The 12,082-nt window shown below is 59.6% G+C and carries 13 protein-coding genes; 9 read left to right on the top strand and 4 right to left on the bottom strand.

Features of this window, described 5'->3' with window-relative positions:
- Positions 1–19: 19 nt before the first annotated feature.
- The 3 genes from VH564_RS12040 to VH564_RS12050 form a co-directional block, all read right to left on the bottom strand.
- Positions 20–562, bottom strand: a complete 543-nt coding sequence (locus VH564_RS12040) for a TadE/TadG family type IV pilus assembly protein (protein ID WP_423340517.1) — start codon at positions 560–562, stop codon at positions 20–22.
- Positions 563–642: 80 nt separating this feature from the next.
- On the bottom strand, positions 643–1,230 hold the full coding sequence (locus VH564_RS12045) for a TadE/TadG family type IV pilus assembly protein (protein WP_423340518.1): 588 nt from the start codon (positions 1,228–1,230) through the stop codon (positions 643–645).
- Positions 1,231–1,391: 161 nt separating this feature from the next.
- Complete coding sequence (locus VH564_RS12050; protein ID WP_423340519.1) at positions 1,392–1,811, bottom strand: pilus assembly protein N-terminal domain-containing protein; 420 nt, start codon at positions 1,809–1,811, stop codon at positions 1,392–1,394.
- Between the two features lie 398 nt (positions 1,812–2,209).
- On the opposite strand from VH564_RS12050, the gene VH564_RS12055 reads away from it, so the two are divergent.
- From VH564_RS12055 to VH564_RS12095, 9 genes are all read left to right on the top strand, one after another.
- Positions 2,210–2,398 (top strand): Flp family type IVb pilin, encoded by a 189-nt coding sequence (locus VH564_RS12055; protein ID WP_423340078.1) that lies wholly within the window; start codon positions 2,210–2,212, stop codon positions 2,396–2,398.
- A 136-nt stretch (positions 2,399–2,534) separates the two neighbouring features.
- The gene (locus VH564_RS12060; protein ID WP_423340079.1) at positions 2,535–3,047 is read left to right on the top strand and encodes an A24 family peptidase; all 513 of its coding nucleotides are present in this window, start codon (positions 2,535–2,537) and stop codon (positions 3,045–3,047) included.
- Positions 3,048–3,166: 119 nt separating this feature from the next.
- A complete protein-coding gene (gene cpaB, locus VH564_RS12065; protein WP_423340080.1) occupies positions 3,167–3,976 on the top strand; it encodes a Flp pilus assembly protein CpaB in 810 nt (269 codons plus the stop codon).
- 20 nt (positions 3,977–3,996) lie between these two features.
- Positions 3,997–5,514, top strand: a complete 1,518-nt coding sequence (locus tag VH564_RS12070) for a type II and III secretion system protein family protein (protein WP_423340081.1) — start codon at positions 3,997–3,999, stop codon at positions 5,512–5,514.
- Between the two features lie 51 nt (positions 5,515–5,565).
- Complete coding sequence (locus tag VH564_RS12075; RefSeq protein WP_423340520.1) at positions 5,566–6,270, top strand: CpaD family pilus assembly protein; 705 nt, start codon at positions 5,566–5,568, stop codon at positions 6,268–6,270.
- Positions 6,271–6,316: 46 nt separating this feature from the next.
- A complete protein-coding gene (locus VH564_RS12080; protein WP_423340082.1) occupies positions 6,317–7,585 on the top strand; it encodes an AAA family ATPase in 1,269 nt (422 codons plus the stop codon).
- 19 nt (positions 7,586–7,604) lie between these two features.
- Positions 7,605–9,074: a CpaF family protein gene (locus VH564_RS12085; RefSeq protein WP_423340083.1), complete on the top strand. Its 1,470-nt coding sequence runs from the start codon at positions 7,605–7,607 to the stop codon at positions 9,072–9,074.
- Between the two features lie 10 nt (positions 9,075–9,084).
- A complete protein-coding gene (locus VH564_RS12090) occupies positions 9,085–10,092 on the top strand; it encodes a type II secretion system F family protein (protein ID WP_423340084.1) in 1,008 nt (335 codons plus the stop codon).
- Positions 10,093–10,107: 15 nt separating this feature from the next.
- Complete coding sequence (locus VH564_RS12095; RefSeq protein ID WP_423340085.1) at positions 10,108–11,085, top strand: type II secretion system F family protein; 978 nt, start codon at positions 10,108–10,110, stop codon at positions 11,083–11,085.
- Between the two features lie 114 nt (positions 11,086–11,199).
- Here the strand turns inward: VH564_RS12095 and VH564_RS12100 are convergent, their stop codons facing one another.
- On the bottom strand, positions 11,200–12,024 hold the full coding sequence (locus VH564_RS12100) for a tetratricopeptide repeat protein (protein WP_423340086.1): 825 nt from the start codon (positions 12,022–12,024) through the stop codon (positions 11,200–11,202).
- Between the last annotated feature and the right edge of the window lie 58 nt (positions 12,025–12,082).

Raw genomic sequence — 12,082 nt, forward strand, 5'->3', positions numbered from 1 at the left:
GATCCCGGGCACGGATATTTCAGCAGTCGGAGCAGGTAATCGATGAACCGGTTCTCTGGCGATAGAAATACTGGCGCTGCATGGTGATGGAGTTCATGCCGCTAGGTAAGAAATCCGGACCGAAACTGATGAGCTTGAAAGGCACGCCCATCTCCGTTCGGACCAGGAACGAGCTTGCCTTGTTGAGATCTTTCGGAACATTGGTGACCTCACTGCCGGCAACATAGGCCGTGGTCCCATCCTGTTCCCAAGACCACAGCACGGTAGCCTTGCTGCTGGCGTCGATCTGGATGCCGGTGATCTTGAGTGTCATGCCGGTAATCTTGTAGGGCACGAAGATCGCGTTCGCGACCGACGGCATCGCCGACAGGGCGCTTTTCGACACGGTAGGTTGCTGGGTAACTATGTCCGCAACAGTGCCCGCTGCTCGGCTGGCGCGCTGGGCGACGCTGAGCGCCATGGTTGTTTGCAGCGCACCCAGGTAAAGAAGGAGGAGAACAGGGACCAGAATTGCGAATTCGATCGCGCCTACGCCGCTTGTATCCTGTGCGAACCGCGCCACGAGTGCGGCAAAGGGGCGGGCGCCGGCAGGGCTCGCATCGGAGCGGGCCGCCTTTTCTCGCGCAAGCTTGTCCAACGGGCTCAAGGGTAGTTCTCGTTCTGAAATGCCGTCGTGGCGACAATCAGGAAGTCGGTGGGTATCGATCCATCCGCAGGCCGGATGGTGGTGATGTACGGCCTCACGATGTCGGTGATAATATGCCAGCGGTAATAGGCACGCATCATGTTGATCGAACGCGGCCCGCCGGGTGTGAACTTGGATACGGCCGTTGCATCGATATCGGCATAAGCGGCCGTCGATACGCGCGGTATTGTCGTTGGGATGTCGCTGAACGAGGAAAAGGTCTCAACGTCGAGATACAGCTTCGAAGGTGTTGCGGCCTCGGTTGCCGAACACTTGATCACAATCGAGATCTCATTGCAGAAGGCCTGACGAAACGCCTGTTTATCCATGTCCGTTGACGACCGAGACATATTGTAGGTGATCTGGCCGGTCCGCAGCTTGCGTGACAGGGTGTCGGTCGCGTTTACCACGAGCTGCTCGGCGGTATAGGCAACGAATGTCTCGAGGATTGCGAAGATGATGAAAAAGTAGGGAACGGCAAGCAAGGCGAATTCGATTGCCGTTGCGCCGTCCCTTGATCGGGCAACCTGTCGCAGGCGTGCCATGGCAGAAGGTCGCGCAAGCGCGTCGCTGCCGCTTTCATCATCGTCGGCCCTCATGCTCGTACCCGCGTTACTCTCTACTAAAGCGCACCCTAGGCCGACTTCGTTGAAATTCCGTTGCTGCTTTCGCTAACTTCCTATGCGCCGAATGAGCCAGAAATGAGTTATGGCGTGGCTGCGCCGGGCGCCGCCGCGCCATTCTGCTGGGCGTGGACTTCGCAGTTCGGTGTGCAGGACAGGACGGAACGGTCGGTCTGGCGGAACACGCGCACGGTATTACCTTCGTCGATCGACACGAGAATACGTTCGTCGACGATTGCATTTCCGTCGGCGTCCAGGAGGACAATGTTGGTCGTCCCAAAGCTGCGGCCGGTCAGCACGATAGTCTTTGGATCGGCCACCGTCGCATCGGCCACCTGTGAGTTTCCGACAATCACCTTGCTGACAGGACGGTCCAGCTTCAAGATTCGGGCATGGTCCATGAAGACGCGCAACATATCTTCCTGTGCCATGGAAAATTGCGGCATCAGTCCGGCTGCCGCGATGATGCAGACGAATGGAGCGGTTTTGCCGCGAATGGACATCATGGGGCCTCGTGGGCGATTTCTCTGCTTATCATGCGAGAGAATGAAAAATATTAGTGAATGGACCGTTAAGATGTCTGAAATTGTGTCACCGGCGGCACTACGCACTCTCAACGGTGTCGGATAATGGGATTTCCACATTTCCATTCGCGCCGCTGAAGAGATTTGAGTCGCCCCAAAATTGGAATGTTGCCGTTGCTTCGCGGCGATTTCTACACTGCAACAATACTAATCGTTATTTGGATTGTTCATTAACTATCTTATTAGTCACGGCCCGTTAGGATCTCGTTAACCGGTTTTTTTAAGTCGATTGAAACGGGGCGTGGATAATTTGTCCTCATCCGATCAACGGCAAACAGTTGGCGGACGTGCTGTCAACATGTGGATTAGGAGTTTCCATGACAAAGCTTTTCTCGCGTTTCCTGAAAGACGAATCCGGTGCGACTGCGATTGAATACGGTCTGATCGCTGCCCTGATCTCCGTAGCCTTGATCACTGGCGCAACGACACTCGGCGGTGCTCTGAACAACCAGTTCGCAAACATCGCGACCAAGCTCAAGTGCGGCAACGCTGCCACCGCCTGCTGATTTCAGACTGACTTGGTTAAATTGGAGTCCGCCTCTTCCATCGAGGCGGACTTCATTCGTTTCAGGGCTCTGCGCAGCAATCATTCCTTGTTAGGCAATCGCTGTTAGCTTTTGCTTCTGAGGTTAGGAGACGATGATGATCAATGCCGCGATTTTTCTGATATTCCCGCTGTGCATGGCGGTTGCTGCATTGTCCGACCTCTTCACCATGACGATCCCCAACCGCGTTTCGATCATCCTCGTGGGCGCATTCGTTCTGGTCGTGCCGTTTTCCGGGCTCGCGCCATCCGTCATCGGCATGCATTTTCTAGGCGCGACCATCGTATTTGCCGTTTGCTTCGGATTTTTCGCGCTTAACGTCATGGGCGGAGGTGATGCCAAGCTTCTGAGTGCCGCGGCCCTGTGGTTCGGCTTCGATCAGTCCCTGCTGGCTTTCGCCGTCTATGTCAGCCTGATCGGCGGCATGATGACGGTGTTGATCGTTGTCATCCGGTCGCGCTCTGATTTGCTCAGCGCGATTGGCGTAGCAATGCCGCGCTCCCTGATGCATGCGAAGAAGATCCCTTACGGAATTGCGATAGGCCTCGGCGGCTTCCTTGCCTTTCCATCTTCGCCTTTGGTGATCGCCGCTCTCGGCCAGCATTCCTGAACGAGAGCAACCTTGCAAAGATTTTGTTAACCTCGATCGTAAGCGTTTTATTAACCGTAAGTATACCAATTGCGGTGCATCTTCGGCGGTGAACAGTCGTGTTCCCCTGAGGATTAGTAATGAAACCCGCTCGCCTGATAATACTCGTTGTGGCAGTTGGCGCGGCAGGTCTTGCCGGCGTGCTGGCAATGCGACTTGCCGGCGGTCGCAACATGGCGCCTGTCGCTGAAACGGTTTATCAAAAGGAACCGAGCGTCAACGTTCTGGTCGCGAGTGCCAATCTTCCGGTCGGCTCGCGCTTGAACGACAGCTCCATCCGCTGGATGGAATGGCCCCAAGGCGGCGTCGTCAAGGGTGTCATTACCGAGGCAGAGCGACCGAATGCCTTGAAGGACATGCTCGGCGCGGTCGTCCGCCTGCCGATCTTCGAAGGTGAGCCTATCCGCGAGGAAAAAGTCGCGGATTCGAACAGCCGCATTCTCTCATCGCTGCTTCCGGCAGGAAAAAGAGCCGTCGCCACGGAAATCTCCGTCGCCACCGGTGCGGGTGGCTTTATTCTTCCAAATGACCGCGTCGACATACTTATGGTCCGCAAAGGCACGACGGCCAAGTTCCAGACAGAAACAATTCTGACCAATGTCCGCGTGCTTGCTATCGATCAGCAGATCGAACAGAAGCCGGACGGCTCCAAAACCGCCGTCGGCGCAACCGCGACACTGGAATTGACTCCAGACCAGACGAAGGTTTTGGCGACTGCACAGCAGATGGCAGACCGCCTGTCGATGGCGCTTCGCTCCGTCGCCGACGCCCAGGAGTCGGATACAGGCGCCGCGGACTATCTTATTACCGGCGACAGTGGCGCTTCGGCGGTTCAGGTCATCAAGTCCGGCGCCGTTGTTACTGGCGACGCGCCTATCAAAGTACAATGAACAGGGGCGGGACCATGCGGATGACACATTTTAAGATCGGCCCGTCGTTCTCGGCACTGCTCGCTTTCTCCGTTGCCTTCAGCGGTCTGCCGCTCGGCAGCGCTTCGTCGTTCCTGGCGGTCGACGCAGCAATGGCCGACACGGCGGACAGCATCGTTACGATCGCGGGCATCGGCAATCACAAGCGGCTGAACCTCGGCCTCAACAAGGCCCTGGTTGTCGACCTCCCAGCCGACGCCCATGACATCCTCGTTTCCGATCCGACGAGGGCTGACGCGGTGACGCGCACCTCCCGGCGCATCTATCTGTTCGGAAAGACGGTCGGCCAGACGAATATCTTCGTCTTCGGTGCCAACGGGGAAGAGGTCGCGACACTCGACATCTCCATCGAGCGCGACATCAGCGGCCTGCAGGAGAATATGAAGCGCTTTATTCCTGATTCAGACATCAAGGTCGAGATCGTCTCCGACAACGTCGTGCTCACAGGCACCGTTCGGACCCCGATGGACTCGTCGCGCGCGGTCGATCTCGCGCAGGCCTTCCTGAAGGGCGGTGAGGCGACGACCCGCAACCAGACCGTCAGCGGCACCGGCAGCAGCAGCGCGGTGGCGATCTTCGCGGAAGGCCGCCAGACATCGCAGATCAAGAACTTCCTGCAGATCGAGGGTGAGGATCAGGTGACGCTGAAGGTCACTGTGGCCGAAATCAAACGCAGCGTCCTGAAGCAGATCGGCTTTGACAATCTCGTTGGGAATTCGTCCGGCCTCGCGGTCGCACAACTCGGCAATATCACCAAAGACTCGTCCACGGGCCTCATCGGTGGAGATCCCTCGGCGGCTACCGGCAATGGCGGCCTGTCAGCCTTGTTCAAATACGCCGTCGGCAAATACGATATTCACAGCTACCTGAACGCTTTGGAACAGGCAAAGGCGATCCGCACGCTGGCGGAACCGACTTTGACCGCGATTTCCGGGCAAGCAGCCACCTTCAACTCCGGCGGCCAGACACTTTACTCCTCGACGGATAGCGACGGCAAAGTCACCATAACACCCTACACTTATGGCATCAGTCTATCATTTACGCCTGTCGTGCTCTCGGCCGGGCGCATCAGTCTCCACATCAATACCCAGGTATCCGAACCGGTGGGGACGGCCGGCGCCGCGACCTACAACCAGCGTGCCGCCGACACTTCGGTCGAGCTTCCCTCCGGCGGCTCGATTGCTCTTGCCGGCTTGCTGAGTGACAATGTCCAGCAGACCACCAACGGAACGCCCGGTGCGTCCAAGATTCCGATCCTCGGCGCCTTGTTCCGCCAGAAGAGCTTTGAGCGCGACGAGAGCGAACTGGTCATCATCGCGACGCCATTCCTCGTGCGCCCCGTTGCGCGCAACGCCCTCTCGCGCCCCGACGACAATTTCTCTCCGGCGGGCGATGCCGGCACCTTTTTCCTCAACCGTGTCAACAAGGTCTATGGCCGACGTGACACTCCCGTCGCGGATGCCGAATTCCATGGCTCCGTCGGCTTTATCTACAAGTAGGGGCGCGTGATGACGATGCGACAGTCAACGAACGCCGAGCGAGATCTCACGATGGCCGGCTCGGGAAAACGCGTCTCTGCAGCGAAGCAGTTCGGCTTCGCTTCGGCGGCATTGGTACTTCTCGCCCTGGGCGGTTGCGCCGGTCGTGATGACATGCCGACCGGGGCGGTTCATGACGACTATCGCCAGCGTCATCCGATTGTCCTGACGCAAGCCGAACATAATGTCGATATTCCCGTGGCCGCCAGCGATCGGCGCCTCACGCAGGGCACCCGCGATATGATCCGCGGCTTCATCCAGGATTACAAGGCGCATGCAACCGGCACCGTTGAAATCATGACCCCTCGCGGGTCGATGAATAGCAGGGCAGTTTCGGACGTTCGCCAGCAGGTCCGCCAGGAACTGGTTGCCAACGGTATCCCGTCGCGACGGATTGCCGATACCTTCTACCCTGCCGGTGGCGCCGGCGATGCCGCTCCCATCCGTCTGCGTTTCGCGGCCACCACCGCAGTCACCAATGCCTGCGGCCAATGGCCGGAGGATCTGTCGGCCAACGCCTTCGATAACCAGAACTATTACAATTTCGGCTGCGCGCAGCAGAGCAACCTGGCAGCCCAGGTCGCCAACCCGACCGACCTCATTGCCCCGAGAGCCCAGACGCCCATCGATGCCGAGCAGCGCGGCAAGGTGATCGACAGCTACCGTAACGGCTCAACCCCGACAAGCTCATCCACCATCGGCGGCTTCGGTGGTTGATGATCGATTGGAATGCTCCGACCGGGAACGATGACAGGACAAGACCATGAGCGCGATCGAGTACAATATTCAGACGGAGAGAACGGAGGCTGAAGTTCAGCGCACCGGCGATCTCGAAAACATGCGTCCGCTGCCGCGCATCTCTGTCCACGCCTTTTGCGAAAGCGAGCCGCTCCAGCAATTGATGGAGCGCTTCGGCAACGACCGCCGTATGGCAAAGGTCAGCCTGCGTATAACAAGCGGCGGCGCGGCCGCCGCGGCGAACATGTTCTCGAGCGCTCCGACGCCAAATCTGATCATCATCGAAACCCGATCCGCGCCGGCCTCGCTCCTCGCCGATCTGGCGCCTCTGGCCGCAGTCTGCGATCCGAGCACAAAGGTGGTAATCGTCGGCTACCACAATGACATCACCCTTTACCGCGAGCTGATGCGCAACGGCATCTCCGAATACATGGTCCAGCCCGTGTCGATGTCGGATCTGATGGCGGCAATGTCGACCATCTTCATCGATCCGGACGCCGAGCCGATCGGTCGCAGCGTTGCCTTCATCGGTGCCAAGGGTGGCGTCGGAGCTTCGACTATCGCCCACAACTGCGCCTTCGGCATCTCCAATCTGTTTTCCACCGAGACGATTCTCGCCGATCTGGACCTGCCGTTCGGGACGGCCAACATCGACTTCGACCAGGACCCCGCACAGGGCATCGCCGAGGCCGTCTTCGCCCCGGATCGCCTGGATGAGGTTTTTCTCGATCGCCTGCTGACCAAGTGCTCGACCCATCTGTCGCTGCTGGCCGCTCCGTCGATGCTGGATCGCGCCTATGATTTCGAAGGCCATGCTTTCCAGCCGGTGCTCGATGTCCTGCAACGGAGCGCCCCGGTCACCGTTCTGGATGTTCCTCACATGTGGTCTGAGTGGACGCGGGCGGTGCTCTCCAGCGTCGATGATGTGGTTATTTGCGCCATGCCGGATCTTGCCAACCTTCGCAACGCCAAGAACATGGTCGACGCGCTCCGCAAATTGCGCCCGAACGACAAGGCACCGCATCTCGTCCTCAACCAGGTCGGCATGCCCAAGCGGCCGGAAATCGGCATCTCCGAATTCTGCGAGCCGCTGGAAATCGAGCCAATCGCGATCATCCCTTTCGATATCGGCTTGTTCGGCAATGCCGCAAACAGCGGCCGCATGATTTCGGAAGTCGACGCCAAGTCGCCGATTGCCGAGACCTTTGCGCAGATCTCGCACATCGTTACCGGCCGAATTGCCGTGAAAAAGTCGCGCAAGGGCGGCCTGATGGGTCTCCTGAAGCGCAAGTAAGACGAGAATTGGAACGCCAATGTTTGGTAAACGCGGAAATGAAGGATCTGGGAAAAGCGACGGCCTTCGGCCACCGCCATCGCCGCCACGAGCCCCGCCTGCCGCGACCACGATGCTTGTCGAGCCGACGCGCGAAAACACGCAGCGTCAGCAGGTCGCCGCACCGCCGATCCAGACACCCCAGCAGCGCCGTCGCCCGCAGCGCACCGAGGAGTACTACGACACCAAGGCGCAGGTCTTCGGCGCCCTGATCGATACGATCGACCTGTCGCAGCTTTCCAAGCTCGACGGCGAAAGCGCCCGTGAAGAAATTCGCGACATCGTCAACGACATCATCACCATCAAGAACTTCGCGATGTCGATCTCGGAGCAGGAAGAACTGCTCGACGACATCTGCAACGACGTCCTGGGATACGGTCCGCTCGAGCCGCTGCTCGCGCGCGACGATATCTCCGATATCATGGTCAACGGCTCAGGCCAGACCTTCATCGAAGTCGGCGGCAAAACGATCGAATCGGAAATTCGCTTCCGTGACAACAGCCAGCTGCTGTCGATCTGCCAGCGCATCGTCAGCCAGGTCGGACGCCGCGTCGACGAATCGAGCCCGATCTGCGACGCCCGCCTTCCCGATGGATCGCGCGTCAACGTTATTGCGCCGCCACTGGCGATCGACGGCCCCGCGCTCACCATTCGTAAATTCAAGAAGGACAAGCTCACCCTCGACCAGCTCGTCCGTTTCGGCGCGATCACGGCGGAAGGTGCGGTTATCCTGCAGATCATCGGCCGTGTCCGCTGCAACGTCGTGATCTCGGGCGGTACCGGCTCGGGCAAGACGACGCTTCTGAACTGCCTGACACGCTATATCGACGAAGACGAGCGTATCATCACCTGCGAAGATACAGCCGAACTGCAGCTGCAGCAGCCGCATGTCGTGCGCCTGGAAACCCGACCGCCGAATATCGAGGGCGAAGGCGAGATCACCATGCGCGATCTCGTCAAGAACTGCCTGCGTATGCGTCCAGAACGCATCATCGTCGGCGAAGTCCGCGGACCTGAGGTTTTCGACCTTCTTCAGGCGATGAATACCGGTCACGATGGCTCGATGGGCACGATCCACTCGAACACGCCGCGTGAGTGCCTGAGCCGTATCGAATCGATGATCGCCATGGGTGGTTTCACGCTGCCGGCTAAAACCGTTCGTGAAATCATCGCCGGCTCGGTCGATGTCATCATCCAGGCAGCCCGTCTGCGCGACGGCTCGCGCCGCATCACGCAGATTACCGAAGTCGTCGGCATGGAAGGGGACGTCATCATCACGCAGGACCTGCTCCGCTACGAAATCGAGGGTGAAGACGCCAATGGCCGCATTATCGGGCGTCATCTCTCGACCGGCATCGGCAAGCCACATTTCTGGGATCGTGCCCGCTACTACAACGAAGAAAAGCGGTTGGCGGCGGTTCTGGACGAGATGGAAAAGCAATCGCAATAGGGTTTAGCCGATGTTCGGGATCGATCCGACAGTTCTCCTCATCGTGCTGCTGGCGGCCGTCTCGGCCGCGGCGGTCTGCTATGGTCTTCTCTATTCCGGTATGGAAGCCCAGAAGAAAACCAACAGCCGTGTCAGCCGGGTAAAGTCGGCGGAAACAGATGCCAGCAAGATCGCCTCGGCCCGCGATCGTGTGCAGGAGCTGACGAAGCGCCGCAGATCCGTTCAGGAATCGCTAAAGGATCTGGAAAAGCGCCAGCAGGAAAAAAGCAAGAAGTCGCAATCGATGAAGGCAAGGTTGGCCCAAACCGGCCTGCCGCTCACCATCGGTCGCTTTTATCTGTTCAGCGCCATCTTCGGCCTCGTCGTCATGGCCGCCGCGTTCATTCTCGGGGCGCCGTTGGCAGTTATTCTGGGGCTTCCTTTCACCGCGGGAGTGGGTCTGCCGCGGTGGATCGTCGGCTTTCTGATCAAGCGACGGCAAAAGAAGTTCCTCGACGAGTTTCCAAATGCACTCGACGTCATCACCCGGTCGCTACGGTCCGGCCTGCCGCTGAACGACGCAATCCGTCTGGTGGCATCCGATGCGCGAGAGCCCGTGAAGACGGAGTTCAGGCGTCTGGTCGAGGCGCAGCAGGTTGGCCTTAGCGTTGCCGACGCCTGTGCCCGCATGGCGATCAGCCTTCCCTTGCAGGAGGTCAATTTCTTCGCGATCGTGATCGCCATCCAAGCGCAGTCCGGCGGCAACCTGTCCGAAGCTCTGAGTAATCTGGCGCGCGTCCTTCGCGAGCGCAAGAAGATGAAGGCGAAGGTCCAGGCGCTGTCGATGGAAGCCAAGGCCTCCGCCTGCATCATCGGGGCACTGCCGTTCATCGTCGCCACCCTCGTCTACCTGACATCGCCGCAATACATCATGCTGCTGTTTACCGATCCCCGTGGACATCTCATTCTGATCGCCGCGGGCCTCTGGATGAGCGTCGGCATTTTCTTCATGCGCCAAATGATCAATTTCGATATCTGACCGAAAGTTGCGACCATGTCCGACATAGCCAGCCAGCTCACCGACCCCAGTCTTCTGCTTGCGGTAGCTGTGTCGATTGCCGTCTTCGCCACTTTCTACACCCTTGCCATCCCTTATTTCGAGCGCGGCGATCTCAACAAGCGGATGAAAGCCGTATCGACCGAGCGCGACCAGATTCGGGCGCGCGAGCGGGCGCGGATGAACGAGGCCGGCAAGCCTTCGCTGCGCAACCAGAACAACCAGTCTGTTCGCAACATCGCCGAGCGCTTCAATCTGAAGGAGGCTCTGGTTGACGCCAATACCGTCAATCGCCTCCGTGCTGCCGGACTTCGCTCCGAGAATGCGTTGAACACCTTCCTGGTGGCGCGCTTCCTCTTGCCTTTTCTCTTCCTCGCGCTTGCCGGGTTTTGGGTCTTCGGTCTTGGAAACCTCGAGAGCAAGGGGTTCATGATCCGTATGCTGACGGTCGTCGGCGTTGGGTATCTCGGCTTCTATGCGCCGAATATCTATGTCTCGAACCGCATGGGCAAACGCCAGAAATCGATCAAGCGCGCCTGGCCGGACGCCCTCGACCTGATGTTGATCTGCGTGGAGTCGGGCATTTCAATCGAAGCGGCCATGCGCCGTGTTTCGGAGGAGCTTGCCGAGCAGTCGCCGGAACTCGCTGAGGAAATGGTGCTCACCAACGCGGAACTGTCGTTTCTGCAGGACCGCCGCACCGCTCTCGACAACCTAGCCATCCGCACACAGCTGGAAAATGTGAAATCCGTCACCCAGGCGCTGATCCAGGCCGACCGCTACGGTACGCCGGTCGCCCAGGCGCTGCGTGTTCTGGCGCAGGAGGGACGGGACGACCGCATGAACGACGCCGAGAAGAAGGCCGCAGCACTGCCGCCGAAGCTGACCGTTCCGATGATCGTCTTCTTCCTGCCGGTCCTGATCGCCGTTATTCTCGGCCCCGCCATCATGCAGGTCATGGACCGGTTCCACTGATAGGCATCCGAGGGATGCTCCCGCTTGGCGGCAGCGCCGGTCCGACCGCGGGAAAAGCCTGCGATAGTTGCAGTCAGCAAGGTCCGCGCCGCGGCAACACCGAGCGCGTCACGTTCAGTTGACCGGTTTCGGTGCCGTGTCTTTGGAAGCCAGCTTCTGCCAGGAATTCTGCTGGGCGAGCATGGCGCGCAGATAGGCGACGTTGGCATCGGCCTGCTGCGGTGTCAGTTCAGCCTGGGCGATCTGCTCCGCTTCCGGGAAGCGGCCCTGCAGGCCAATGACAAGCGCCAGGTTTTGGCGAACGCGGCTGTCCGCCGCCGGTTGCGCGACGGCCGAACGCAAATAGGTCTCTGCGGTCTTGAGGTCGCCGCTTAGCACGTAGGACATGCCGAGATTGGACAGGATGGACGGCTCGTTCGGCTGCAGGGCAAGTGCATCGCGATATTTTGCCCGCGCATCTGCGGGGCGACCGAGCTGATCGAGCACGGCGCCCTGTGCTGAGACCAGCCGCCAGTCGGGGCGATCGGGTGTTTGGGCGCGATCGATGGTGGCAAGGGCTTCGTTCAGCTGGCCGGCGGCCGCCTGGGCCTTGCCATAGGCAGCAAGCACGCCGCGATCGTTGGGATTGGCAATTGCCACCTGCTGCATGACAGCAAGCGATTGAGCGCTGCGGCCGCTGGCGCGCAGGGCGTCGGCATAGCGGACGCCGATGGTTCGATCTCTTGGGTTGGCTTCGTAGGCCTTGCCGAGCGCCGCAGTGCTGCTGGCCAACTCGCTCTGGCTCATTTCGTCAGCGGGCTTCGACATCTTCGGGATGGAGCCGGTAGTGGTCCTGTCGGTCGAGGTTGTAGCGCATCCGCCAAGCGCAAGGGCTATCAGCGCCGCACTGCTGGCCTGGAGCGCGCGACGCGTCAAAGAAGAGGGTGCCGAAGCAGTCATGGCGCGATCCCTGAAATCCGGTGGTCCTGCGCCGAGTCAACAAAGATGATGTAAAACG

This window comes from Rhizobium sp. HT1-10 (assembly GCF_049472505.1).
Lineage (GTDB): Bacteria > Pseudomonadota > Alphaproteobacteria > Rhizobiales > Rhizobiaceae > Rhizobium.

What these genes read in the sequence shown, in the direction of transcription:
- VH564_RS12095 (WP_423340085.1), top strand. Translation starts at nt 10,108, where the DNA reads ATGTCCGACATAGCCAGCCAGCTCACCGACCCCAGTCTTCTGCTTGCG.
- VH564_RS12060 (WP_423340079.1), top strand. Translation starts at nt 2,535, where the DNA reads ATGATCAATGCCGCGATTTTTCTGATATTCCCGCTGTGCATGGCGGTT.
- VH564_RS12085 (WP_423340083.1), top strand. Translation starts at nt 7,605, where the DNA reads ATGTTTGGTAAACGCGGAAATGAAGGATCTGGGAAAAGCGACGGCCTT.
- VH564_RS12090 (WP_423340084.1), top strand. Translation starts at nt 9,085, where the DNA reads ATGTTCGGGATCGATCCGACAGTTCTCCTCATCGTGCTGCTGGCGGCC.
- cpaB (WP_423340080.1), top strand. Translation starts at nt 3,167, where the DNA reads ATGAAACCCGCTCGCCTGATAATACTCGTTGTGGCAGTTGGCGCGGCA.
- VH564_RS12070 (WP_423340081.1), top strand. Translation starts at nt 3,997, where the DNA reads ATGACACATTTTAAGATCGGCCCGTCGTTCTCGGCACTGCTCGCTTTC.
- VH564_RS12075 (WP_423340520.1), top strand. Translation starts at nt 5,566, where the DNA reads ATGGCCGGCTCGGGAAAACGCGTCTCTGCAGCGAAGCAGTTCGGCTTC.
- VH564_RS12100 (WP_423340086.1), bottom strand. Translation starts at nt 12,024, where the DNA reads ATGACTGCTTCGGCACCCTCTTCTTTGACGCGTCGCGCGCTCCAGGCC.
- VH564_RS12050 (WP_423340519.1), bottom strand. Translation starts at nt 1,811, where the DNA reads ATGTCCATTCGCGGCAAAACCGCTCCATTCGTCTGCATCATCGCGGCA.
- VH564_RS12045 (WP_423340518.1), bottom strand. Translation starts at nt 1,230, where the DNA reads ATGGCACGCCTGCGACAGGTTGCCCGATCAAGGGACGGCGCAACGGCA.
- VH564_RS12080 (WP_423340082.1), top strand. Translation starts at nt 6,317, where the DNA reads ATGAGCGCGATCGAGTACAATATTCAGACGGAGAGAACGGAGGCTGAA.
- VH564_RS12055 (WP_423340078.1), top strand. Translation starts at nt 2,210, where the DNA reads ATGACAAAGCTTTTCTCGCGTTTCCTGAAAGACGAATCCGGTGCGACT.